This window comes from Frankia sp. RB5, from assembly GCF_059816245.1.
In genome coordinates this window covers 1-25,569 of record NZ_JCBATA010000056.1, presented here as the reverse complement: position 1 = coordinate 25,569, position 25,569 = coordinate 1, and the positions used below count along the sequence as shown (strand labels likewise).

Below are 25,569 nucleotides of genomic sequence, written 5' to 3'. Positions count from 1 at the left end.
GGTGCACTCGTCGGATCATGGCCGGCTGGGGGTGGCGGGGGGCTGACGGTGGACGGATGGCGCGTGCTCCTCGTCATCGGTATCCGTCGGATCTGTCGGACTCGCAGTGGGCGTTGGTCGGGCCGCTGCTGCCACCCGCGGCGGTGGTGGGCCGCCGGGAGAAGCATGATCGGCGCGATGTCGTCGACGCGATCCTGTACGTGGTGCGCAACGGCTGTGCGTGGCGGGCGTTGCCGTCGGACTACCCGCCGTGGCAGACCGTCTACTACTACTTCGCCCGCTGGCACGACCTGGGTGTCACCGAACGTGTCCACGACGCGCTGCGGGACCAGGCCCGCCGCGCCGAGGGCCGGGACCCCGAGCCGACGGCGGGGATCATCGATTCCCAGTCGGTGAAGGGCGCTGACACCGTCCCGGCGTCCTCCCGCGGCTACGACGCCGGCAAGAAGGTCAATGGTCGCAAGCGGTTCATCGCCGTGGACACCATGGGCATGCTGCTGGCCGTCCTCGTCGTCCCGGCGAGCACGCACGACACCGCCGGCGGCCGGCAGCTCCTGCTCGACAGCTTCTTCGCCGGCCGGCGGCTACGGCTGGTGTTCGCCGACGCCGGCTTCGCCGGCGTCTTTGTCGACTGGGCCGCCCGCATCCTGACCCTCACCCTGCAGGTGGTGCGCAAACCCGCCGGACAGAAGGGCTTCTCCGTCCTGCCACGGCGCTGGGTCGTCGAGAGGACTCTGTCGTGGATCACCGCCCATCGCCGGCACGCCCGCGACTACGAACGCCGCCCCGACCACGCCGAATCCCTCATCCGCTGGGCCATGATCGCCACCATGGTCCGGCGCATCGACCGAGCCACGCCCGCCCGCCGACCCGGACCCCGACCACTACAGAGAATCATCTAAACGACGATCTCAAACACCTTCTTAGGGGTTCGAGTCCCCTCACCGGCTCCACTTGATCAGGTTCTCGACGCGCTCCAGTCCCATCGGAAGCTGCGCGACCTGGTCAGACGCGCTAATCCGAGCGGTGTTCGACCGAGGCGGTCAACCGTTCGGGACGCGGCTACCGCCTTGCCCTACGGCTGGTAACAGGCGAATTCAGGGAGCGCGTGTAACCACCGCTGCCCAGTCTCACTCCGCGCCAGCAGGGTAGGGGGACGGCGCCGATGGCCGAGAGGAATCGGACAGTGCAGCGAGCCCCTTTCGAAGAAGTCCGTCGTCAAGGGATCCTCGAAATTCCACCAACCTTACATGGTCAAGAGGAGATTTGTCTCGAAAGACATCTGGCAGGCGCTTGTTGGTCACTATAAGAGTGGGTTGATCATTTGGCGGAAATGCCCACTCTTTGAACTTAAAGAAGCGCCCATTGATCGGCTGAAGCTCGAGAAGGATGCGCACTCCCGGACCCTCGTTTTCGGATAGAATCGCGACAAAGTCAGCCTCGAGCATGCGCGCCGCACTCCTGTCGATATCCGCGCCTATTCGAATGAGCGCAGCCTGGACCGTCAACTCGAACACAGCGGCTTCGCGCGTTGGACTCGCCTCGATGATCGCGAGCGTGTCCGCCAACCCCAGAATGCGGTCGGCGTTGACTTCCAGTCGTGCCTCCTCTCGCACCTCGACAGCGAGCTTCCGGCGGACCCTAATCTCGGTGCGCCTTTCGAGTTCAATGCCGGTCGATTCGCTACCTAGGCGCCGTATCGCCGTGCCTTGAATCCCAAGGAAGAGGAATGCGGCGGCGACGACCAGCAACAGCGATGTCCCAGCCTCGTTTGAGCTTCGGAATACTGCCCAGACGCCTGAAAATCCCAGAGATACGCCAACAATTCCTGCAGCCAGACGCTCCCAGTTCCGCAACGGGTTAGCCCATTCGCCGGAGAGGCCATCGCCGTTCCCCTGCTTCGATTGGTCATCAGGCATGCGCACAGCCTAGCAAGATCGCGATGTGTCGATGTCCCACTTGGAGGACTCTCTACCGTAGGAGTCAGCGAGACCCCGGCTTGGGCGAGTATTGGCCCACAGCGGACCTGGGATCGCCACTGAGCCTTTCCGCGTAACGGCCCGTGACGCCTAGTGATCGCCGATGTGTTGTTCGTGTAGTGGCTAGTTAGGTGGTGCGGCGGTGCTCGGTGTGGATGAGCACGAGGGTCGCCTTGGCGATGAGGCCGATCTTCCAGGGGTCGAGGCTGACGTTCCGGAGCGCCTTGACGTGCTTCAGGAGCGCGTTCGCGCGTTCACCGACGGCCCGCAGGGCGTTGTGGATCCTGTTGTGCTTCTTAAGGGGACGCGGCGACTACGCCGGCAGGGTCCTGACGATCCGCGACGGCGATCTGCGCGCCCTCGCCACCCTCTACGCCATTACCCCCAGCCAGTTCATCGAGATGCTCCAGCAATGGGCGACGCTCGACGACAGCAGCAACCTCCCCGACACGTCCGACCGGACCTGACCCACCCGCGGAACCGAGGCCCGATGAGAGCGCGCGGCCGGCGCCATCTCCGTGCCCGGCGGACACATCTCCGGCCCCTGGCCGTTAAGCCGTCATGCGACACGACGGACTTGGGACTGCACCACTGGGGGCAGCGATCCTCGCCGAGGTGCGTTCGCCGGCCGAGCAGCCAGATGAATCCTGGCTGACTGGCGGAGTGCTTGTATTCGAACCCTGCCGTATCCTCGATCGCCCGGCTCGGGCGCCACGCGGTCCTCGGTCCTGGGCCGGCCCGCCTGGCGCGGTCGCCATCTCGTCGTATCGGGCGTGCTCCGCTACTATTTGGCCCATGCTGCAGGCAGTCCCACCGGCAGGTCGGTCGGTCGTCGCAGGCGACGGGAGGATCAGGCGGGGCGTAAGGCGGGCCGATGAAACAAGTAAGTCTGCTCGGCGCGGCGACCGACGGGCCAAGCCGCTGGCAGACCCAGGCCGAGCCCCAGCGCCGCAGCGCGCTCGCGGCGGCTCCTTCCGCTCGCTCCCGATGCCCGTGCGGGGTGATGGCCTAGTCTAATAGCGACATGAGGGTCAACGGTCCAGCGGCCTCCGCAAGGTAGGCGAAGAGTGCCACGAGACGCTCTGGGCCGACGGCAGCAGTAACGTGGCTCGGTGGCGGGCTCTCGTCAGCACGACGTACAACAACCTTCTCGCGCTCTCGAAGGGCTCGGACTCGGCGGCTCGGAGCTAGAGCTGTGAGAGATCGCTTCCGATGATCATCACCAAATGATGCCGGGCATCCGGCCACACGGCAAGTGTCGCAGCACCTGACTCCTACCTAAGGGGCCTGGCCAGCACGGCGGGAAACAAGCTAGGAGACTAATCGATCCCGCAGAGCGGCTCCGTCCAGAACGGTCTCCCGCGTCCGACCCAAAGGACCTTTCATTCGGACCATCACATCTTGACGTTCCGCGTATCATGGTCGAGTCCAGAGGATCATCGAGGCTAGGTATTCTGAAAATGCCAATCATTGGCGGGGCGCGGGCAGCGGTCGCGGTAGTCGCAACGCTGGCGGTTACACTCGCGCAACTGAACCTGCCCCGAGACTTCTGGCCTCGACAGGACCTCCTGCTGTATGCGAGCGTTTTTGTCCTTACGCTAATCGGTCTGCGTGAGGGTATGGAATCAGCGACTCGGCTTTCTCAATCTGCGCAAGTGCGGGACTATGAAAGAAACGTGCGAGCGGTCCTCGGCACAGGGTTGTCCCTGATCGTCGCGGAGACCGGCTGTTCCTGGGACAGTGTGGGCGTGCATGTGTTCCGGAGTCGGCACAGGTGGAGACTCCGCCTACTCGTCAACGTCGGTGGAGTCCGATTGGGCAGCAAGCCTGCGATGATATGGCCTCGCTGGCGACCAGGGAAAGGTGTAATCGGCAAGTCGTGGAGCAATGGGTCCCATGTCGCAGTCGATTGGCGCTCCTTCTACGCTGCTTCTAACGCCACGGGACGCGACGTCTGGCGTGGGCTTCCAGCCAGCGACCGCTATGGGTTGTCGTGGGGCGAACTGCAGCTGACCTCGGACTATGTAAGCATCGCCGCTCGCCCAATCTTCAGGCCAGACGGACAGCAGATTGGGTGCGTGGTCATTGACGCACCCGTTCCATACGCCGACTTGATGAAGCCAAAGGTACAAGAGATCATGCGAGATATTGCGACCAGCGTCTATCAGCTCGGAACACCGCCGAGTGCATGGTGGAAGTATCACCGCCAGCCGTAGGTTAACGAAAGTAGGAGCACACAGTGGATCAGGTTCCACCGCTAGCACAGGGACCGCTGTCGGCCGACTTTCTGGAGAAGCTTCGCGTCTATGGCGGCACCGATGAATTCGTGGCGAGGCTAAGCGCCGACCCGCCGACGGTGCGATCGTCGGACGACCTGCCAGACGATGTTCCGGGTTCGATTCGCCGGATACCGGTTCCCGACGCAGCACGGAAGGGAAGGTATGTACGGCGGCGGTATCCCCGCGGTCTTGGTGATGGTCTGATTATGCTGTCGGGTGCCGACGTGGCCTTGTTGGCCGACTTCCCGAGCGAGCGCCCGAAGTACGTTGGTCTCGGTGGCATGATCTTTACCACGGGCGTGATGGCCGGCCTATCCGCTGTGGTCGCCATAAAAATTGCGCTGGATGCGCCTACAGGCGTTTGCCTTGCGATCGGAGCGCTGTGGGCGCTCGCCGTGATAAATCTTGATCGATGGATTACCGTTTCCGTGCAATGGCAAGGAGCTTGGCACCGAAAAATACTCGTCGCCCTGCCACGCCTCGCGCTCGGAGTCATCCTCAGCATCGTGGTCGTCGAGCCACTTCAACTGCAAATCTTTGAGCCAGAGATTAACGCGCAGCTCGTAGTAAACCACCAGATGCAAGTTGCAGCGTTCGAGAAGAGCCTTGCCAGCGACCCGCGGGTAACCCGTATCGCGATTCTCAGAAGCGACGCCACACGGAGTCAGACAGTTATAGATCAAGGTGGCCCCGAAGCGGAGATCGCCAAGGCTGCTCGAAACAGTGACCTCGCTAAGATCGACAGCCTGGAACGCAGCGTTCAGCTCGGCCGAGCCGCGGCGACGGCTCAGATTATGAACGACGATGGTCTTCTTGCGAGGTTGCAGGCCCTCAGCACCTTGACTTCCGAGCATAGGTCGATTGCGACGGCGATGTGGCTACTCAGGCTGCTCTTCGTCGCTATCGAACTCTTGCCAGTTCTAGTGGGGCTCCTGCAGGCGCTGGGCCGGCCGACTCTCTATGATCGCCTGAGGGTGGTCAAGGAACACTATGTGATCGCCGAGGAGGAACTCCAGATCTCCCGGCGCGAACAACTAGTCGAAATCGCCCAGCGAGAAGATGCGGCGGACACGATTAGGGAAATCGAAGAGTTCCTCTCTCGGCAGATCGAGGCGAGGCTGAGTCAGGCGAAGGACGAGGTCTATTCGGATGTCTTGATGCGACGTCAGCTCACACGCGCCCGAGTCGTCTAGTGTCCTGAGTCTTTAGTTCCTATATAGATCGTATACTGGGTTCATGCCTGGACCGCGTGCCAGGGATTTGCCGATTAATAAGATCCGTTCTTGATGTTGTGGATCAGGCTGGTGAGGTCCTGCGCGGTGGGCGCGATGATCGGCGCGGGTCGGATGCGCCGATCGAGGCAGCGGCACTGAAACATCACCGATAGACACTACCGGTCCTAGCGGAGAGGAAGTAGTGACGGCGCCACGGCCGCAGGTAGGGGTAATGGCCAAGTGCCAGCCGCGAAATCGGAAACGTATCCCTAGCACCAGCGTCACCCTCACTCTCGAAGTCCTCGCCGTCCACCGACTACTCGCCTTGGATTCAGCGCTTGTCTATGACGTCAGATGACTCCGGGAACCACAAAACCTGCACCGGAGTTGTTTCCTCTCCTTCCCCCTCGACGGCAGTCATGTCATCCAATGTACGGCGACGCGAGAGAAGGTGAGCCAGCGCCTCAGGCAGCTGTTCAGCCTTCAACGATTGATCCTGGAACATGGGCTGGCCGGAATGAACCGCGTGAAGGAAGTGACATAGACGATCGGCGCCCGGGATCCGAGCGAGCGCGTGGTCCTCCGTAGGGAGGTCCACGTCTCCCTGACGCCCCTTCAGATATCTGTCGAGGTCCTGAGCAGGGATGACCCAGCACCAGTGCGCAAACCAGGGCTGGAACCGTACATGGAATGGGGCATTCTTCACGGTCGGGCTCTCGCCAGCCCATCGACGAGAGCCTCTCTCACTCGAATTATGGCAGGCTCTGCACCTGCCCTGCCGGTCGGGATCGGAGTTGCAAATCCTGATCCAAGGTAACGCCAGCCTGGCCGGTTTCGCGGGCAATACATACAGGACTGGCCGCCCCGCGCCCAGATAACCGCACAGCTGCCTTCGGTCGATTGGCGACCTCCACGGCTTATACGGGTCTTTCGCGGCATCCGTTATCGTCCCCTTACATTCGAAGATGAAGGCCCGAGTGTCGGGAATCGAGACAACGTGATCAATTTGACCCCGAGTATTCGAGGGAGACCATATAATTGCATACGGAATGAGTTGTGCCACCTCGATAGCGAACATTGTGTCGACGGTTCGTTCCGGTATCATTCTTGCGGTAATATGCCACACCCCCTACTCCTTCTCCCAATGCAGCATTCCACGGTACCGGACGACCCAAATTTACCAATCACACCGCCTCCTTACTCCCGGTGGGACGCGGCGGCAACAGCGAGGGCGCGAGACCATAGATCGCAAGGGTTCGGAGATTTCCCAAACGCGGACACGCCAATTGGTCATCCGTCAGATACCTGCCTGCTCAGGTGTGGACGGGCAAAGTCCAAGACGGCCGCGCTCGTGCGGCCGATCTGGTTCAACAGCGCCCGGGCAGGCTGGTCGAGCTCGATGACGTGGTGGTGGATCCGCACGCCGCTGCGGCGGATGGTGTGGGTGGTCGGAGAGCCGCCGACGTAGACGAGGTGGCCGTCGGTGAGGCCGAGTGCGGCGCAATAGGTGACCAGTTGGTAGAGGTCCTCCATCGGTACGGAGGTGGGGGTCTTGTATTTGGCGTCGATGACCGCGCGGCAGTGGGGGCCCTGCCACCAGGTGATGTCGGGGCGGGCGGCCAGCTTTCGGGCCTCGTCGAGGTGGACGATCCGTTGGCCGTCGACGGCGCCGCCGTGGAATTCCAGTTCGCGGCGCAGGCTGGCGGTGAGCCACTGTTCGTACACGGTGTACATGTCGAACAGGAATCCGGTCGCGGCGATCGTGCCGGCGCTGGCGGACGGGGGCATGTCGATGCCTCGGTTGGCCAGGACGAGCCGGGCCAGCCGTAGGGCCGGCTGGTAGCGGAGGGTCAGCCGGGTGGCGGGGGTCGGCGGCGGCGGGGTGCCGGGGACGAGCGGGGTGACGTCGGCGAGCAGCCGCTGGGTGCGGTGCAGCGCCGCCCGGGTCGGTGCGGGGATACCGGGGATGCGCAGCAGCCTGCGGGTGGCCGCGGCGAGGATGCGGTTCTCCGGGATGTCGGCGGTGTAGTCGTCGTAGCGGACCTCCAGCGGGACGGCGACGCCGAGGCGGGCCCGCATCTGGTCGGCCTCACGTAGCCGTCCGCGCAGCACCGGCGATGCCTCGTCGACCGGCCGGTAGCCGCGCAGCAGCCCGCCGACCAGAGCGCGGACGGTCTGGCCGGCGAACGCGACAGCGAGGCCGGTGACGAGGTCGTCGGCTGGGTCGACGTTTACGTCGTCGTCCCGCCAGCCAGTCGGGTCGCGGGTGTGGCCAACCATCCACAGCAGCCGTGCCACTCTGACCTTGGGCTGGACGACCAGCTCGACGTCGCCAGCCCGGACGAGACCGACCTTCGTCGACGCCGTCAGCCGGAGCGTGCCGTCGAGATCGCGGCTGGCGCTGACGGCCCCGGTCGCGACGAGCGTACGGGCGACGTCCTCGGCGAGGCCCGGGACGGCCTGCGACTCGTACTCGGCCAGGACCACCCGCCGCGTCGCTGTCTGTACGTTCACCGGCCGGCAGCGCCCGCGCCGCTACCCGGCTCCTCGACGGGAGGGACGGTGGGCGCGGCGGCCCCGGAGTCAGCCGTGCCGGCATCGTCGGAGGAACTCGGAGCCGCATCGCCCGCTCCGCCACCGACGACGCTGGCGGGGAGCATCGCGAGCAGTGCGGCCAGCCCGTAGCGGTCGTGGACGTAGGCGGCGACGTCGGCGTGCTCACCGAGGTGGCGTTCCTCCAGCAGCGGCAGGATCTGGGTGCGCCAGATCCTGGCCAGCCCGGCCTCGGTCGCCACCCGCCTGTTCATCAGGTACGACGGCCCGACCGCCGCGTCCCGGTCGCCGATCGCGGCGTTCAGCACGTCAAGCAGGTCGGCGATGTGGGCCGGCAGATTGTGTCTGGCCAGCCAGCGGCGCAGCATGTCCGCAACCGGCGGCTCGCCCGGGAACAGGGGCTGCCAGGCGAAGCGGCGGCGCATCGCCGCGTCGACGAGCGCGATCGACCGGTCGGCGGTGTTCATCGTGCCGATGACGAACAGGTTCGACGGCAGCCGGAAGTCCTCGCCCGCCGAGTACTGCAGCTCGATCGTCCGGTTGCGGTACTCGAGCAGGAAGTACAGCTCGCCGAACACCTTCGCCAGGTTCGCCCGATTGATCTCGTCGATGACCAGGACGTACGCGCCGGACGGGTTGGCGGCGGCGTCTTCGACCAGGCGGCGCAGCGGGCCATACTCCTTCGAGAAGCGGAACGTGCCGTCGGCGCCCAGCCCCGGCCGGAACCCCTCGACGAAGTCCTCGTAGGCGTAGGACGGGTGGAACTGCACCAGCCGGGGGGTGCCGTTGGTCTGCTCCGCCACGAACCGGGCGATCTCCTGCGCCAGGTAGGTCTTGCCAGTGCCGGGCGGGCCGTACAGGACGAGCTGCTTCTTCTCGTCCAGCAGGTCGACCGTCTCGACCAGCCAGTCGTGGTCCACCAGGAGTTCGCCCGACAGTTTCTCGGTTGGTGCGGGCAGCGCCTCCAGCGGCGGCTGTTCGACGATGACTTCCGGCGGTTCTGGGCTGGTGACACCGACGTCGGCGCGGTCGAGGTCCACAACACGCCAAAGCCCATCACTGGTTTCCGCCGAGGCATCACCGTCGCCGTTGGCCGCCGAGAGATCGATCTCGACCGCGTCGGCGAACTCGCGGGCGGAATCACCGAGACTGACGACGAGCTGCTGGCCGGTCAGTCGATCCTGGGTGCTGTCAGACAGATCGGAACGGCGTAGCGGGACGTCGAACCAGCGGACCTCGCGCCGGCTGTGCGCCGGCAGCTGCCCGGGGACCCAGTACGGCCCGCTGGCGACAACTCCGACGTGTACCCGCGCCTCGTTCACCGTGACGACCAGGTCTCCGTCGGAAATCTGGTTGAGGAAGCGGTCGAGAAGCGCCACCCGAGCTCGTTCCTGCGTCGCGCTCAGGTCCGGCTCGGCCTCCCGGACCACCTGCGCCAGCTGGGATCGGGTGAGATCGACCTCCACCCGGTCGTAGCCGGGCAGCGAGAGGGAGCAGTATCCGTCTTCAAGCCAGCGCGGCACCAGGTTGCGACCCTGGACGTTCGCCCCCCGGACGAGCCAGCCGCGCGGGTAGGAGATGTCCGACGGTGCGCGTTGCTCCTCGCCGTGCTGCTCCCAGAGCCGTGCCCATCGTGGGGCGTAGAAGTCGACGGGGCCTTCGCGAGCCTCCATCGCGGCCCGGATCGCGGCAAAGTCCCGCTCCTCGTCTCCGCTGGGAGCATCGATCTCATGGCGGAACGTATCGACAATCTTGCCGAGATGAACAACGCTCACCGCGTCGAGGAACGTGCCGGGGAAGGCGAGCCGCAGCAGGGCCATCCGCTGCGCCCTCGCGGTCGTGGTCGGGATCTCGTCGAGCAGCGCCCGGAACGACCACGGATCAGCCAGCACCGCGCTGACCGTCGACGGCGGCCGGGACTTGAGATGCGCGACCACCCGCGCAAGCCAGGTCACCTGCTGCGCCCGGTAGGTGTTGAACGCCACCCCCGTGTACATGATTCCGCCGTCCAACACCTCGTCCAGATCCGGCGGAATCGAAACAGACTCGCGCGGAATACCGAGAACGCTGCGGAGCGCGAATCGCTTGGCCGCCCCCTTGACGCTCAGCGACGGCACCAGGTGCAGGTAGAGGATCTCGGCGGCAAGCTGCACGACCTCGGACGCGGCACCGTCAAGTTCCGCCTGGAGCTTCTTCAGGAAAGTTCCGCTTACCCCGCTCGGCGGATTCTCCAGCCGTACCACGAGATCCTCGGCGTTGCTCCGGGTCCACACCCGCCGACCTGGCGTGAACACCGAATCGTCCGCGGCGAAACCCCGGTCGAAGATGGCGCGGACAGCGGTGTAGACCTGTTCCTTGGTGGTCACGCGCGGCTCCGATCGGGGTGGCGGGGGCCGTCGCCAGGAGGCGGATTCAACGGAGACGTGAAGCTGCCGGTGGCCATCCCGTCGTAGGCAGCGAGGACGAGACGGCGGGTGCGGAACTCACCGAACGCCCTCTCCTCGTTCTTACGCAGCACGAAGAACGAGTCGACGACGTGCTCGGCCTCGTCTCGATCCAGCCCGTACAGGTGCAGGTAGGCGGCATCCAACTCAGCCCGCAACTGCGCCCGCCGCTCCGGCACCCACCGGAACGGCGGCCCATCCCCCGCGTTCAGCTCTTCGGCGTAAGGAACCATGTCCCACGACGTATAGGACAACTCCAGCACCCGATCCGCCACCCAGTCCCGCAACTCCACTGCATCGTCCCACGAGCACGGTCGGAGATACGCCGAAGGCGGCAGCACCGGAAGCTGCGCCACAACTCCAAACGTTAGATGAGTTCCGCTCAACTTCTGCCTAGCAGTGTAGTCAAGAGCCAGAGATGAGAGGTTCGCGTGCAGCGCCGCAATTCCCGTGCACGTCGACAACAGGAGAGGCGTTGTGTGGCCGACTGCGGCGACAGGCATAGCCGACGCGATAACCGTGCGCTCGTCAACGCTGCGGGCTATGTCTCGCCAGCCGAGAAGCCAGCCACGATCCCAGCGTCCATCTAGTACATCTTTGACCTGCTCCTCGGAGACCCAGTAACGAGGCCACGCCACTGCATTAGGATCGCCATGCACGGCGTCCTCCAGCTTGGGCAGTGTTCCTTTGTTCAACTGGGCCTGACTAGCTCCGTCGTACGTCGCATAGCGGTGGTCATATTGATGTAGCATCTTCGCTTCGAAAAGCGGCAACATACGCCCATCCGCGCACAGGAGGACGTTTCCTTCAATCTCCCAACCGTCATCGACCAGCTCCTTCTCGGCGCGAAACAAAGCCGAGTCATTTGCCATGTGAAGCATGGCCAGAAACGACACATTCCACGGATTCTCGTTTCCCTTGACAAGGACTGGAACACGGCGGTGGATACCGATAGCGATTTCGGCGTCTCGTCTGGATCGGAAGACCGGAGTCGTACCGCTGTTCGGATTGACCAGTAGTAGCTCGGAAGGTGCCAGCTGAAACCTGTGCCCGGGGAGGTCGGACATATAGCGGGTGGAGAACGCGAAGGATGCCCTGTCAATTCGACTTCCCCCTGTCGCACACAACAGAGCGAATCGAAACTGGTTATGTACACCCGGAAATATCTTGGCTTCGTTCTCGAAGTCGAAGAAGGCAACCAGGGTGGCGGTCTCCACGAGCTTACGGAAGAAGGGGGCGGTGGTGTCGCCGGTGGCGATGTTGGTGGGGAGGATGACGCCCAGTCTGCCGTGGTGCGCGACGAGAGACAGGCCGTGTTCGGCGAAGACCTGGAAGGTGTTGATGTCGCCCCGGCCGGTGAGCGGGTAGCGGCCGGAGTCGTGCGCGTAGTGGCTGGCGAAGTCGGCGTCGCGCAGGGCGCGCAGGTACTCGGCGGCGAGGGCGGGCCGTTCCTCGTCCAGCTTCGCGATCATCTTCTTGCGGGCGGCCGCGTTGGGTGCCTTGGCGATCTCCCGGTCGCGGCTGGCAAAGAACTCCTCGTCCTGCAGTTTGACCCGTTCCCAGGGTGGGTTGCCGAGGACGCAGGAGAAGCCGCCGGGCAGGATGTCGGGGAACTCCAGGGGCCAGTGAAAGAAGCGGTGGCGCTCCCGCAGGCTGGCGAGCACCCGCAGCTGGGCTGGGGTGAGGGCGGCGGCGCCGGTTTCACGGATCTGCCTGATGTCGTTGCTGGTGGGCGGCGCCGGTTCGGCTCGCAGCTCGGTGACCGGCAGCGGGGTGCTCGTCTTCTTCAGGCGCTCCTGCGCGCGGGCGACGGCGTCGGGGTCGAGGCGGTGCGGCCAGGCGAATGCGGCGCACCAGGCGTCGGCGGCTAGCCGCGCGTGGTCCAGTTTGACGTTGGCCTCCGCCTGGCGCCATCGCCGAGCCTTGTCATGCACGGCACCGAGGTTGTCCTCGGGCAGTCGAGCGAGCGTCTGGAAGTCGGCTCGCCAGGCCTCGCTGGGGTCGGCGAACGGCAGCTCGTTGTAGCCGTCGGCGGCCTTCTTCAGCTCGTCCCGGTTACGTTTGCGGTAGGCCCGCAGCTGGGCCGGGTCATCGCCGACGAGGCCCTTGAAGGCGTCCTCGGGCAAGCCAGCGTCCACCAGGTCGGGGGTGGTGCCGATGAGGGCGTTTCCGACCTTGATATGGGCGTCGAGGAACGACAACGGCCGGCCCGGGTCGAGGGCCTCCAGCCACAGCGCGACCTTGGCGAGCTCCGCGGCCAGCGGGTTTATGTCCACGCCGTACAGGCAGCGGGCGACGACATCGCGCATCGCCGTCTGCGTGGCCTCGACGGGGGGTTCGGCCTCGCCGGTGCGGACGGCGGCGAGGCGGCGGGCGATGCGCCGGGCGGCGGCGGCGAGGAAGTGCCCGGAGCCGCAGGCCGGGTCGCAGACGGTGACGTCCAGCAGGGCCCGCTCGGGGTCGGCGGCCTGGCTCGCCGCGTCGAGGACGGGGTCGAGGGCCTCGTCGAGCAGGATCTCGACCAGTCCGGGTGGTGTGTAGTAGGAGCCGGTGGTCTTGCGTTCGTGTCCGGCGGTGACGTCGAGGGTGAACGTGCCGGTGTCCCGGTCGAGGTGGGGGACGAGTTCGAGGAGCGACTCGTAGACGCCGCCGAGTTCTTCGGCGCCGAGGTTGCGGTAGTCCACCGACCGGGGCAGGCCGCTGTCGTCCCGGATGACGGACAGGGCGCGGACGGTGGCGAGGAGGTCGGCGTTGGTGAGGGCGGTGGTGGCGAGGTGGCCGAGCTGGTCGGGTTCGTAGATGCCGCCGAGGCCGGGCAGGGCGAGCTCGGGGCGGCCGGTTTCCGCGCCGAGGCCGTGCAGGACGACCTGGTGGGCGGCCCACAGGTCGCCGTGCCGTCCGCCGGCCAGTCGGCGCCGTGCCAGTCGGCGCAGCCGCTCGGTGGAGAAGTACCGGCGGTAGGTGTCGCGGGCCTGTGGGGCGGCGTCGTGGGGGTGAAGCAGGTCGCGGTCCTCGGCGACGAACAGGACGAGCAGCTGGTAGACGACGCGCAGCAGGAGCCGGTAGTACTCGCGGCTGGGCAGGGTGCCGTCGGCGAGGGCGGCGCGCAGCGCTGTGTTGTCGGGGTGGCGCAGGAAGCCGCGGCCGAGGACGGTCAGCGCCTGGGTGACGCCGTCGCGCAGGGCGGTGAGCGCGCGGGTGCCGCGTCGGGTTCCCTCGCCGCGCCAGGTCTCCAGCCAGCAGGTTTCCGGGCGGGCGTCACTGTTCGGGCGGGGTTCGACCCGGCTGGCGTGGGCGACGAGCCAGAGCAGGACGAAGTCGGCGAAGACCTCGCCGTCGAACATCGCCTCCAGGTCGAACTCGACGTAGGCCTGGCGGACCAGGGACGCCGAGTCGCGCAGCAGGCGCAGCCGCAGGCCGTTGGAGACGAACCCCCACAGCAGGTCGGGTGAGCGGTTCAGCAGTTCCTGCACCATCGAGTGCGGCGCGGCGCCCGCCGCACCCGGCACACCCGCGGTTCGGTGGTCGAGGCTGACCCCGGCGCCGAGCAGGTGCACGGGGCTGCGCTCCCACAGGTGGGAGACGGGGTAGGCGCGGGTGCCGGTGGGACCGTCGATGGTCATGCCGCCGGCGGGGGCGGTGGGCAGCCGGCCGTAGCCGAGCTCATCGAACAGCACCCGCAGCCAGCGGTTGCGGGTGGCTTCGGTCTGGGTGCCGGTGACCGGGCCGGGCGGTACGAGGCGGCGGAAGTCGGCCCAGGCCGCCTGCAGGCGGGTGAACGAGCGGTTCGCGCCTTCGCGTAGGGTCTCCCGGCCGATGAGGCCGTAGTCGGCGGGTTTCTGGCCGGGCAGGCCGTCGCTGGTGGCGACGGCGGCGAGCAGGTCGGTGGGCAGCAGGCCGCCGACGCTGCGGACGGTGGTGAAGGCTCCGGTGGCCGGTGGGGTCGTCATACGCGGGCCGCCGGCAGGTGCAGGTACACGCCGAGGATGTCGGCGGGGCGTTGGGCGGTGACGGTCAGGCCGCGGCGGACCAGGTTGCCGGTGCTGCCGGCAGCTTCCCGGACGCGCCGGTGGCTGGCGAGCAGGTCCGCGGCCAGCGTCTCGCCCACCTCGGTGAGGTGGTTGGTGAGGCCGTCGAGGCGGGCGGTCAGCCGGCGCAGGTCGGCGGCGGCGAGGTCGCGGGGATAGTTGGCGACCGGGCGGGCGGCGAGCTGGGCGGCGACCTGGTCGTCGTCGAGCCAGGTCGGGTCGGTGGGGGTGCCGGTGAAGCCCACGATGCGTGCCTCCTCGGCGACCTGCGGGCGCGGCCCGGTGCGGCCGGGCAGGGTCAGGTGCAGCCGGTAGCGGACGAGGAGCAGGACGGTGCGGACGTCGGCGGCGTCGGTGACCATGACGCCGCAGCGGCGGGCCGGCCGGTCGGCCTCGTCGACGCCGATCGGGTCGAGGGCGGTGTCCAGCACGTACCGGGCGAGGGTCTCCACGGTCGGGTCGGTGCGGGTCAGCACGGCCATCTCCGGTGGGGCCGGCAGCGCCTCGGCCAGCCGCAGCTCCCCGCCGCTCACACCAAGTTGAGAGCGCAACGCTGGTGGAAGGCCGGCGGTCGGCGCCAGGTAGTGGTCGCCGTCGCGATGCGCGGGGGCGCGCAGGGCAGCGAGGGTGGACAGGGCGAACTCCGCGACCTCGGCCGGACCACCGAGGCTGCCACGGATCGCCTGGACCTCCCGGCCGACCTCCTCCGGGCGGATCTGTTCCTGCGCGTACAGGGAGCGGGAGCGCTTCTCCCGTTCGGCCGCCGACGTCCACCTCGCCAGCAGGTCGGCGCGGGCGGCCTCGCCGACACCCTCCAGTTCGAGCTGGTCCGGCGCCGCCCCCGCGGCGAGCAGGCCCTCCAGAACCGCGGAGAGCACCAGGTCGGAGTCGGCAGGGACGGGCACGGACACGCCGGTGTCCTTGCGGATCGCGTCGTGCCTGCGCAGCAGGACGTCGAGGACCAGCGAGTCGATCGGGTTGTCCGCGCCAAAGTAGGTGACGGCCTTCACCGCTGGTGCGGTCTGCCCGAACCGGTCGACCCGGCCCTCGCGCTGCTCGTGGCGGGTCGGGTTCCACGACAGGTCGTAGTGGACGACGGCGGTGAAGTGGTTCTGCAGGTTGATGCCCTCGGAGAGGCAGTCGGTGGCGACCAGCACCCGGCGGTTCGTGCCGGCCGACCGGTCGGCGAGGCCGGCCACGCGCACGGCCCGGTCATCTGGTGGCTGCTCGCCGGTGACCGCCTCGACCTCCACGCCGGCGAAACGTCTGTCAGCGCGCAGGGCGGCGGCCAGGTAGGTGGCAGTGGCGATGTACCGGCAGAACACGACGACCGCGTCGCCGCCGTCGAGCAGCTCCTTGACGATCTTCATGCCGTTGGCGAGTTTGGCGTCGTCCGCCTTGCCGTGGAGCTTCTTCGCGTCGGCGGCCAGCGCGAGCAGCCGCGCGCGGACCGGGTCGAGCTGCGCGCCGGGGCTGGTGTCCGCGCCGTCGGTGGAGGTCGCGTCGCTCAGGTCGAGTACTCCGGCCTGGCCAAGCGCGTCAGCCTCGGCGACGCTGTCGGCGTCGGCGACCCCGCTGCGGTTGAGCAGGGTCGCGACGGCGGCGGCCGGGGAGGACGCGAGTGCACGCAGCAGCGCCAGCACCGACCACCAGCGGACCCGCTGCGCCACCGCGCCGCCGCGGGTGTCGTGGACGCTGTCGCGGGCGTAGGCGAGCACGTCGTCGAACAGCGCCCGGTAGGTGGGAGTGAGTCGGTAGTGCTCCTCGGCGGTCAGCCGGTCCGGGAACGACGTCGTCTCGTCGAGGTAGGCGCGGATGTCGGCGCGTTGCCGTTGGACAAGGTGGCGGGCGATGCGTTCCCGGTCGCGGCGGCGGGCCGGTCCGGACAGGTCCTCGGGCAGGTCGGCGAGCGCCGGGTCGAGCAGGGCCAGCAGCGCCCGGAACGCCGAGGTCTTGCCGCTGTGCGGGGTCGCCGTCATCAGCAGCAGGTGCCGGTCGGGGTCGGCGGCCAGGCTGGTCAGCAGTGCCTGCCGCTGCTGCGCGGCGGCACCGTCGCGCCCGGCGTCGTCGGCCGCGACGCAGGTGTGCGCCTCGTCGACCACGACCAGGTCCGGGCAGGCGCGCAGGAACTCGTCGCGGCGGCGGGCCGCCTTGATGAAGTCCGTGGACACGATCGTGTAGGGATGGTGTTCGAACAGGGACTCCCCCGCCGGCAGGTCGCGTTCCAGCCGGCCGGCGGTCGAGGCGAGTACCAGCGTCGCGTCCAGGGCGAACTTCTCCGCCAGTTCCGCCTTCCACTGCTGGGCCAGGGCCGGTGAGCACAGCACGGTGAATCGGTCGGTGCTGCCCTGCGCGAGCAGCTCGGTGACGATCAGGCCGGCCTCGATCGTCTTTCCGATCCCGACGCCGTCGGCGATCAGCAGCCGGACGGTGTCCATCCGCAGCGCCATCAGCAGCGGGACGAGCTGGTAGGAGCGGGGGGTGACGGCCAGCCCGGCCAGGCTGCGGAACGGGCCGCCGGAGGAGCGGAACCCCAGGCGCAGGGCGCTACGCAGCAGCCGGGCGCTGGCCGCGTCTCCCAGGTCGCTGGCGTCCGGCGGCGGGAACGTCGCGGGCTCGACCGATTCGAGAGCCGGCAGGATCCCGGCGACCTCGTCGTCGGTGCCGCCGAGGGGGCGCAGCAGCAGTAGGTTCGCCTCGCCGCCGGGCAGCACGACCCATTCCCGGCCGCGGGCGCGGACCAGGGAGCCGGGGGCGAAGGCTGGGGCGGTGTTCGGGGCTGTGGGGGCGGTCACCGGGCCGCCACTGGTCCGAACACGCTCGGCAGCTGCGCCACCTGGGACTCCCATTCGTCCTCGTCGCCGATCTCGATCACGGTCCAGCCGAGCGCGGCGAGCCGATCGACCGCCGGCTCGCCGGTGGTCCCGTCATCCGCCCTGTCCTGCCCGTCCGTCTCGGGGGCCTCGCGGCGCACGAACACGCCCACCTCGCCGTGCGCCAGGTGGTAGACGAGGTCGGGCCGGGCCTGCGCCTCGGCGATGAACTCGGCCGTGCCGTCCGGCGGTCGGTGGCCGTGGTCGCCAAGCCAGCGCACGAATCGCGCGGTCGCGTCCTCCCGAGTCAGCGGCGGGCCATCCGGGACCCCGGTGGGAAGGGGATCGGGGTCGGGGACGGCCGTCGTCGGTGCGGACTCGGGACCGGCCTCGGCGAAGTCCACCGTCCGCGGCGCGCTCGAGCCGGGGGCTGAGCCGGCGGGCGGTGGGAGTGTCGTGGTGCTGCTGTCGGCCAGCGCGAGCAGCAATGGCCGGGCCAGGAAGCGGTCGAGCAGTTCGTGCTCGATCTGGTTGCCGTAGGACAGCAGGCAGTCGTAGCAGGCCCGCGCGCAGCGCTCCGTCACACCATCGGGAGCGCCCCGGTCGCGGCCGTCGAGGTCGAAGTGCAGCAGGTCCAGCGCGCGGCGGGCGACGGCGTCGAGCTCGCCGTCGTGCAGCAGCCGGCGCAGCACCCCGGCGCCGCCCTCGGCCGACTCGTACAGCAGGATCCGGCGGCGGTCCCACAGGTGCGGCAGCGCCTCCGCGGTGAGTTCGGAGTCCTCGAGGTCGTACTCGACCTGGACGGCGCGTTTGAGTGCGTACTGGAGGCTGGCGAGTGCGTCCGGGCGCAGCGTGGCCTGCCATTCGACGACGAGTGCGTTGCGGCTGTCCTGGACGTAGGGGACGACCAGCTCGCCAGCCGCCGAGCCTCCCGACCCCGCCGTGGCCTTCCTGGTCAGGCTGTCCGGGTCGGTGGGCTGGTCGGAGCGGCGGGCCCACCGGCCGGTGGCCGCGTCGAGTCGGTAGCCGGTCGGCTCCTTGGCGCGGCGCCGCCGCAGGCCGATGTTCATCCGGCGGATCGTGGCCGCGTCGGCGTAGGCCAGCCACGCCAGCGCCGTCCCGTCAGCCGCCGCGACGGTCGCCTCGACCCGCCGGTCGGGCCCGTCGACCTGCATCGCCACGGCGGTGCGGATGTCGAAGCCCTGCCGGCGGCGTTCCTCCTCGTCCGAGCTGATCCGCTGCCGGCGCCGGGTGCTCGCCGTCGTCATCCGCAGCAGGTTGTTCCAGGCCGGACCCAGCTCGGCGTGGCACGAGGCGCAGACATCGTCGGCGGCGTCGTGCAGCGCACCGCAGCCGGCGCAGACCTTCGCCGCCTCCAGGGCGAGCCGCGGTTGGCCGCCCGTGTCCGCGCGCAGCGACCGGGCGACCTTGTAGACCTCGTAGCGCGAACCCTCGTGGTAGACCAGCGCGCCCGGGCCGAACTCGCTGATCGCCAGGAAGCGCGGCCGGGACAGGTAGTCGCCCTCGAACTGGCGGCGGCCCCGCCGCGCCGGAATGAACGCCGACACCGGAAGGCGCGGAAAGCTGTACCCCGGCAGAAACCCCTCCGACGCCAGGTAGCGGTAGGTGTAGAAGTCGCTCTGGTCCAGGGACGTCTCGGCATTGCGCAGCAGGTCGAGCTGGGCCTCCGCCTCGTTGCGGCGCGCCCGCGCGGCCGCGACCGCGTCCTTCGACGCCGAGACGTCGGTGATCACGCTGCTCGCCTCGGCGAACTCCGCCTGGGCGTTGCGATACAGCGTCCGCCACCGGTCGCAGGCCCGGTCGAAGTTCTCCAGCGCGCGGCTGACGGTCCGCTCCGCCCAGCCCTCGTCGTACCAGGGGGCCTCGACGATCTCCCGGGTGCCCGCCAGCACCCGACGAGCCCGCCGCGTCGCCCGCAGTCGGGCGCCCTCGTCCGACATCGCCGCGACCACCTCGGGCCGCAGTGTCAGGGGCGGGTCCTCGCCGGCGACAGTGAGAATGTCCACCAGCGAGCTGCCCAGCGCCTGCTGGGTGGTCTCAGCCAGCCAGATCGCCTGCACGTGGGCACGGACCAGGTCGGCGTTGGCCAGGTCCAGGCGGGGCGGGGCGACCGCGCCAGCGACCATGTCCTGGGAGCGGCGGAAGTAGTACTGGTCGTGGGCGCTGCCTCTGGTGCAGTAGGTGACGACCAGAGCGGGCTGGCTCTGCCGGCCGGCCCGGCCGGATCGCTGGGCGTAGTTCGCCGGTGTCGGCGGCACGTTGCGCATCAGCACCGCGTTCAGCGAGGAGATGTCGACGCCGAGCTCCATGGTCGGCGAGCAGAACAGCACCGGCAGCGACGCCTCGCGAAACGCCTGCTCTCGCTGCTCCCGGATCAGGGCGGGGACCTGGGCTGTGTGCTCGGCCGACGACAGCGCGGCCAGCTCTCTGGCCTGCTCCCGGTAGAGACCGACGAAGTAGCCGTTCGTCCGACCACCCTGATCGCCGACGGTGACGCGCAGCGGGTCGGGCGCTCGCGTGGTGCCGTCCCCGGCCTTCCACACCAGGACCGCCGCGTTCAGCTGATAACCGGCTCCGGTGCTCCCCCGCCCGTCATCATCGATCTTGTGCACGATGCCGTACTCCTCGGCCACTGTGAGAACCGAGACGATCGCGGCCTCGGCGTCGTCGACGGACAACGCGCTGCCGATGAGCGCTCGCACCTCCCGCCGCAGGAAGGCGCCGTACGCCGACCGGCCGGAGACGAACTGGTCCGTCCGCGGCTCGTCGCGGCGCTTGGCGCGGGGCAGCAGCCGGCCCGCGATGAACGGCTCCTCCTCCAGCTGCCACGGCCCGGTCAGATGCTGGTTCGCCAGCGACTGCGCCCGCTCGAAGCCGTCGAGGGAGAGCACGTCCGCGCGCAGCGACAAGCTGTGTCGCATCTCGTCCAGTAGCACCGCCATCAAGCGCAGGCGGTCGTCGGGCGCGACGTCGGCAAGCGCGGTGCCCCGCCACGACTCGTCGTCGGCTGCCGCCTCGTCCAACCACCGGTACTCGACGCGCAGCAGGCCGGCCTGCTCCAGGTTCGGCATCGTGATCCGGATGCCGCGCTGCAGATCGAGGTACAGCCGGTACTCGACGACCTGGCGCAACGCCCGATCGGCGAGCTCCCGCCCGGACCCCTTCCGCTGCGGCTCCTGCGCGTACCGTTCCCGCGGCAGCGACAGCGCCCGCACCACCGCCCCAGCGAGGTCCTCGTGGGTCAACCCGTCCTCGCCGGCCGCCTCGCACGCCCGGTGCAGGGCCGCGCGCACCATGCCGACCTGCACGAAGTCGTTGAAGTGCCCGGCCTGCAGGGCCGCGTCCTGCCGGTTGTCCGTGAACGCCAGCACCTTGCGGGCCTCGTCAGCGAGATCCTTCTGGTCCTGCAGCGCCCGCATCAGGCTGGAGCTGAGCACCGTCGCCGCCGAGCTGCGCCCCTCCGAGCCGAGACTCGACAGCTTCGCGAAGTCCTGCTGCCGGGGTGACTCATAGGACACCCGGCAGTCCGGGTTGAGGCAGAACCGGAACGGCGCCCGCACGAAGGCCGCCGCGAGGCCGCCGTCGTCGTGGTCGCCGAGCTGGCGGCCGTCCGGCGCCACCCGCATCGGCTCGGGAAGCAGGCCTGCCCGGTTCGGCAGCACGGATCCGTCGGCCGCGAGCCATGAGGCGGGCAGCCGGCCGGCCACCGCGTCGAGACCACGCGGCCACGGGGTCGACGCCGACACGTACAGGTAGCCGCCGTGCTCGTCGTCCTCCACGTCAGCCGACGTGCCACTCACCCCGAACCGACCATTGCGGCGGGTCACCGCGAGGTACTCCTGGCCGCACTCCCGGCAGAACACCAGCGGCACCAGAATCGCGTCCGGGTCATCCGGGTGCGCGAGCTGACGCCGCGTCGTGACGTGCCGGGTCTCCTCCACGTCGAGCGACACGTAGACGGTGTCGCCCTTGCCCACGAACTGGTGCAGCCGGAAGGCGAACAGCGGCCGGCCGAACGCGTCGACCTGCCGGCTACCAGCCAGCAGCGTCTCCCGCAGCGCGCGCTCGCACTCCTCGACCGCCGCGCCTGTCAGCCCGGCCAGCTCAGCGGCGACGTCCGGCAGCCTGCGCGGACGGCGCCGCACCAGCCGGCCATCCTCTTCCACCAGGCCGAACTGGGACTCCGCCCAGCTCGCCAGGACGTCCTCACGCAGCTCGACGGGAGGCACCCGCCTGGCCACCGCCGCGCGCAACCGGTCCGGGTCGGCGGAAACGTCCACGGTGGCCCGGCGCACCGTCTCGTCCACCACATGCTCCGGCGCCACCGGCAGCCCGAACATCGTCGACGCGGTGCGCGCGATCTCGACGTGCTGCTCGGCGCGGCTGCCGCCGGTCGCAAGCGTCGCCGACGTTCCCACGCACCGCACGTCCGGGCTGCCACAGGCGTCCCGGACCCGGCGGACCAGCATCGCCACGTCCGCGCCCTGCCGCCCGCGGTAGGTGTGCAGCTCATCGAGCACCAGGAAACGCAGCCCGCCCGCCCGCTGGATCAGCCGCCGCCGCTCCTCCGGACGGGTCAGGATCAGGTCCAGCATCACGTAGTTCGTCAGCAGGATGTCCGGCGGCTCCGCCAGGATCTCCCGGCGACGCTCGTCGTCCTCCTGGCTGGTGTACCGGGCGAACGTCACCCGCCCGTCGTCGCCCAGGAACTCCTTCAGCGCCTCGAACTGCGAGTTCGCCAGCGCGTTCATCGGATAGACGATGATCGCCTTGATGCCACCGCCGGTCCCCACCCGCAGGACGTGGTCGACGATCGGCACCAGATAGGTCAGGCTCTTACCGGACCCGGTGCCCGTCGTCACCACGTAGCTCGCGCCGACTTGGGCCAGCTCCACCGCGTCCCGCTGGTGGCGGTGCAGCCGGATCGGCATCCCGCCGATCCGGAAGATGTCACCACAGCCCGGATCCAGGCCGCCCGGCCCGCCGTGCGCCAGCTCCGAGATCTCACCGCCCGGCTCGAACGCCGGGTTCAGCGACAGCCACGCCTCCGGCCACAGCAGGCCCTGCGCCACCGCATCCTCGACGTGCGCCCGGATCCTCGCGTCCCGGATGGTCAGGAAGCCACGAACGAACTCCTCGTAGTCCCGCACCAGCCTGTCGCGCACAGCGAACACATCCACCGGCAACCCCCCAGGACGGTGCAGAACGGACTACCACACCGTAGCCTCATCACCTCATACCGTCTCAACTGGGCATCACGCACGCATCCGACCAGATGCGGACGCACACACTCCCCGTGCGGGACACGTCGCATCGATGAGATGCAGGCCCAAGACCGCCTAACTACTGGTCGGGGAAGACGGCTCGGGGCCTTCCAGGCCGAGCTTCACCAGGCGGGATTCGATTGCGCCACGACCACGCTGATGGCTGTCGACCATCGCCCGCACCGTCCAGCCCGCCTCATGCTCCTGGCGGAGTTGGTCGTCCTCCTCCGCTGACCAGGCGTCTCCATGACGGGGGTGGTCCCGCCGCTTCCGTTCCAGCGCCTGCGCGTACGCCGACCCCGGCGACCAGTCCCATCGAGATCACGTCATCCACCGTGTAGGTGGCCAGCACCACCAACACAGCCCACAACGCGGGTCCAGCCGCCACCAGAGGCGAAGGCGTCGAGATCCGCGTGGAGCTACCGCTACCGGACCCGGATGCCGACTCTAGTGACGCTCAGTAGTTGTCTATCCTTGTCTTCCGGACATATGGGAAGCGATGGCGCTGGCTGGGGGGCGACGATGGTTTCGAGCGCGGCGGCTCGGTTGTACGCGGAGATCTACGAGAGTCCGTCGAACTGCGGCCCACTACGCAAGCGACTCGGGATGGGCGACGCGTCGTTCGCCCACGCTGTCGACGAGTTGACCGGGGCCGGCTATGCGGTGATGGACGGACGCCGTATTCGGCGTGCTTCGACAGGTCAGGTCGGGGACTCGAGATTGTCCGCTGAGGCAGCGCAGATCCTGGACCGCCTTATGCCTGACGGCACATCTATCGGTGGGTTGCAGCTACGCAGCGTCGTCCGGTTGACCAACGACCGCTACCAGAGCGGTCTCGCCGAACTCAAGAGCGCTCACCTTGTTCGTCTCGGTCGCGGCCGTGGCGGCACCGTTGCCCGCGTCACCTTGGACTCGCAGCTAGCAGATAGCAAAGCACCACCTGTCGAGGCGCCCGTCTCCGGAGCAACGTCGCAGAGCCTCGACCTCCTTTTCTCCCGACCTGGGAAGCTGGTCAGCCGGGAAACGGAGTTGTACCAGCCCTTCGTCGACTGGTACCAGACCGAGATCGATACGATGGCGCCCGCCTTCGGGCGCGTCCGAGTGACCGCATCCCCCCGAGGCTATGCTCGCGGAAGCGGGCAGTGGACACGTCCCGACGTAGTCGCCGTCGAAGTGCGGAACTATGATCTGCTTCCCTCGGTCGACCTCGCGATCTCTTCCTTCGAGATCAAACGCGCCGTGGAGGCTAGCCGTCTGCAGTCCATCTACGAGGCTGTGGCTCACGGCCGAGTAGCCCAGCTCCCCAACCTTGTCGTCGAGATCGACTCGGACGACGAGGACCTGCCGCTTCCCGAAGGCATGATCTCAGAAGCGCTCCGCCAGCAGATCGGGCTGTACACGATGTACAACACCGGCGGTGGAACATTCCGAATCCGCCAGCACCTCGAGCCAGCACCGCAGACTCCAGACCCAGGCGATCTCCAAGCATTGCTCGAGTATTTCTTCAGTCAGGATGAGGACGACCTAAAAGAATATCGACAGGCACTCAGGTCCTAAGCTTGCCGTTTAACTTGTCCGTCCTCGAGAGCCTGCGACTGCTGGTCTGTGCGTGGCCTTCCCGAGTGGCTGGATGATCGGCCCTCCGCCGCGACATCCCCGAGTTCGCCGACCTGCTCATGAGCACCGGAGTCCGCGTCGGCTCGGCGAGGCCACCCAGGGCAGTGCGCCGGAACTTTTATCAATCGCCAGAACTTCAGACGTTGGTGACGAACAAGGTTCAGTTGAACCGCTCTCCACAGCCTCCGCAGAACGCGGCGCCGCCGAGCCGTCGCGTGCCACAGGAAACGCAGAAGCGCGCGGCCTGACCCGGGGGCAGGACGGAGTCTGTGGTTGGTGCTGCAGCTACCGTGGTCAGGTTGAGCCGGGTATTCCCCTGATGGCTTCCGCTTCCGCGGAGCGTTGCCAGCAAGGCGGCCAGCTCAATTTCTAGGCGCCCGGGAACATAGTTGTCGATCGCGAACGTCGCCTCGGCGTTGCCATAGACGAGCCGAATGAGCGTTTCGACATGCCGGCGCGTCGTCAGTAGATTCATAATTTCAGCAAAGGCCGCACCCTCAAGCGCCCCAGCGACGCCGAACCCGCCACCTACCCACCCGCCGCCAGTCGAATATTCTCCCACCCCCCCAATCTGCACACCCCTCAGTTCCCGAGTCGCGCGGAGCCAGGACGCACCCGGCGCAAGTGCCGCAATCCCGGACCCGCCGACCCAGACCACCGCCTTGGTATCCGACGTCAGTCCCGTCCCATAGCCTCCGAGGTACTGACCCCGAAGTGTAACTGGGACTTGCTGGTCTGCAAACAAGGGAAAATCGGCGGCTGCGACCCGCACTCGCATCAAAGTCTCCATGATGCCCCATTGCGCCTCTTTGGAAACGAGCGAGCCAACAAATAGTCGGATTGCTCGATTCCCACTAAGGATCAGCTCGATGCCATCGCGAGTCAAGTCGACCCACAGCAGTTCGGATACCGGACCCTCGGCCAGCAAATACCCGTCGCGCCTACGAACCAGGAACCAGCTGTGCGACGTCAACCCGAAGCAGGGATTGAATCCACTCCAAGGAAATGAGATATCCCTCCCTTTAGCCCGCGCCCCATTGAAAGCAAGCAAAAGGCGCTGCCCATGTAGCGAAGAATACACGTTCAACGTATCCTTCGCCAACGAAAGAGTGTCTTCCCTGTAGGCGCCCAATGCCAGGACGCCAGAATCGCCATCCACCAGTCCCCCGAATCCCGGATCGGCTAAAACTTAGAATCTTTCCTCAGGCGGATATCCTGACGAAAGGGATCATTGAGCATTTTCAAAGTTGGTTTTTTTAGATTCCTTCCTGTTCCAGGACGAAGACGGCTTGGGTGAATGTGCCGACCCGGCGTGGGCAGCCGCGGAAGCGGCTGAAGACGCGCCAGTTTTTCAGGA

10 protein-coding genes and 2 pseudogenes are annotated in these 25,569 nt (G+C 67.8%); 4 read left to right on the top strand and 8 right to left on the bottom strand.

Going from position 1 to position 25,569, the window contains the following annotated elements:
• Positions 1-80: 80 nt before the first annotated feature.
• Positions 81-958: pseudogene (locus AC6EXY_RS24705) on the top strand (IS5 family transposase); the annotation flags it as partial.
• A gap of 172 nt (positions 959-1,130) precedes the next feature.
• On the opposite strand, the gene AC6EXY_RS24700 reads toward AC6EXY_RS24705, so the two are convergent.
• Positions 1,131-1,919, bottom strand: a complete 789-nt coding sequence (locus AC6EXY_RS24700; protein ID WP_499818221.1) for a hypothetical protein — start codon at positions 1,917-1,919, stop codon at positions 1,131-1,133.
• 187 nt (positions 1,920-2,106) lie between these two features.
• Positions 2,107-2,277 (bottom strand): annotated as a pseudogene (locus AC6EXY_RS24695) (IS5/IS1182 family transposase); the annotation flags it as partial.
• On the opposite strand from AC6EXY_RS24695, the gene AC6EXY_RS24690 reads away from it, so the two are divergent.
• Both AC6EXY_RS24690 and AC6EXY_RS24685 read left to right on the top strand, forming a co-directional pair.
• Positions 2,204-2,446, top strand: coding sequence for a hypothetical protein (locus tag AC6EXY_RS24690; RefSeq protein ID WP_499818220.1), 243 nt, complete (start codon positions 2,204-2,206; stop codon positions 2,444-2,446). The pseudogene AC6EXY_RS24695 and the gene AC6EXY_RS24690 overlap by 74 nt on opposite strands.
• 1,772 nt (positions 2,447-4,218) lie before the next feature.
• Positions 4,219-5,451, top strand: coding sequence for a DUF4407 domain-containing protein (locus AC6EXY_RS24685; RefSeq protein WP_499818219.1), 1,233 nt, complete (start codon positions 4,219-4,221; stop codon positions 5,449-5,451).
• Positions 5,452-6,762: 1,311 nt separating this feature from the next.
• Here AC6EXY_RS24685 and AC6EXY_RS24680 read toward each other — a convergent pair.
• Genes AC6EXY_RS24680 through AC6EXY_RS24660 form a run of 5 tightly spaced genes read right to left on the bottom strand, consistent with a single transcriptional unit; the run spans position 6,763 to position 22,496 of the window.
• Positions 6,763-7,986 (bottom strand): McrC family protein, encoded by a 1,224-nt coding sequence (locus AC6EXY_RS24680; RefSeq protein WP_499818218.1) that lies wholly within the window; start codon positions 7,984-7,986, stop codon positions 6,763-6,765.
• On the bottom strand, positions 7,983-10,391 hold the full coding sequence (locus AC6EXY_RS24675) for an McrB family protein (protein ID WP_499818217.1): 2,409 nt from the start codon (positions 10,389-10,391) through the stop codon (positions 7,983-7,985). The genes AC6EXY_RS24680 and AC6EXY_RS24675 overlap by 4 nt, the downstream gene beginning before the upstream one ends.
• Positions 10,388-14,419, bottom strand: coding sequence for an Eco57I restriction-modification methylase domain-containing protein (locus tag AC6EXY_RS24670; RefSeq protein ID WP_499818216.1), 4,032 nt, complete (start codon positions 14,417-14,419; stop codon positions 10,388-10,390). The genes AC6EXY_RS24675 and AC6EXY_RS24670 overlap by 4 nt, the downstream gene beginning before the upstream one ends.
• Positions 14,416-17,292, bottom strand: a complete 2,877-nt coding sequence (locus tag AC6EXY_RS24665; protein ID WP_499818215.1) for a DUF8741 domain-containing protein — start codon at positions 17,290-17,292, stop codon at positions 14,416-14,418. The genes AC6EXY_RS24670 and AC6EXY_RS24665 overlap by 4 nt, the downstream gene beginning before the upstream one ends.
• The gene (locus AC6EXY_RS24660) at positions 17,289-22,496 is read right to left on the bottom strand and encodes a DEAD/DEAH box helicase (RefSeq protein WP_499818214.1); all 5,208 of its coding nucleotides are present in this window, start codon (positions 22,494-22,496) and stop codon (positions 17,289-17,291) included. The genes AC6EXY_RS24665 and AC6EXY_RS24660 overlap by 4 nt, the downstream gene beginning before the upstream one ends.
• Before the next feature lie 705 nt (positions 22,497-23,201).
• On the opposite strand from AC6EXY_RS24660, the gene AC6EXY_RS24655 reads away from it, so the two are divergent.
• Positions 23,202-24,152 (top strand): hypothetical protein, encoded by a 951-nt coding sequence (locus AC6EXY_RS24655; RefSeq protein WP_499818213.1) that lies wholly within the window; start codon positions 23,202-23,204, stop codon positions 24,150-24,152.
• 220 nt (positions 24,153-24,372) lie between these two features.
• Here the strand turns inward: AC6EXY_RS24655 and AC6EXY_RS24650 are convergent, their stop codons facing one another.
• Positions 24,373-25,293: a hypothetical protein gene (locus tag AC6EXY_RS24650; RefSeq protein WP_499818212.1), complete on the bottom strand. Its 921-nt coding sequence runs from the start codon at positions 25,291-25,293 to the stop codon at positions 24,373-24,375.
• Between the last annotated feature and the right edge of the window lie 276 nt (positions 25,294-25,569).

Coding starts and splice junctions, on each gene's coding strand:
- AC6EXY_RS24670 (WP_499818216.1), bottom strand. CDS start 14,419: ATGACGACCCCACCGGCCACCGGAGCCTTCACCACCGTCCGCAGCGTC.
- AC6EXY_RS24655 (WP_499818213.1), top strand. CDS start 23,202: ATGGGCGACGCGTCGTTCGCCCACGCTGTCGACGAGTTGACCGGGGCC.
- AC6EXY_RS24700 (WP_499818221.1), bottom strand. CDS start 1,919: ATGCCTGATGACCAATCGAAGCAGGGGAACGGCGATGGCCTCTCCGGC.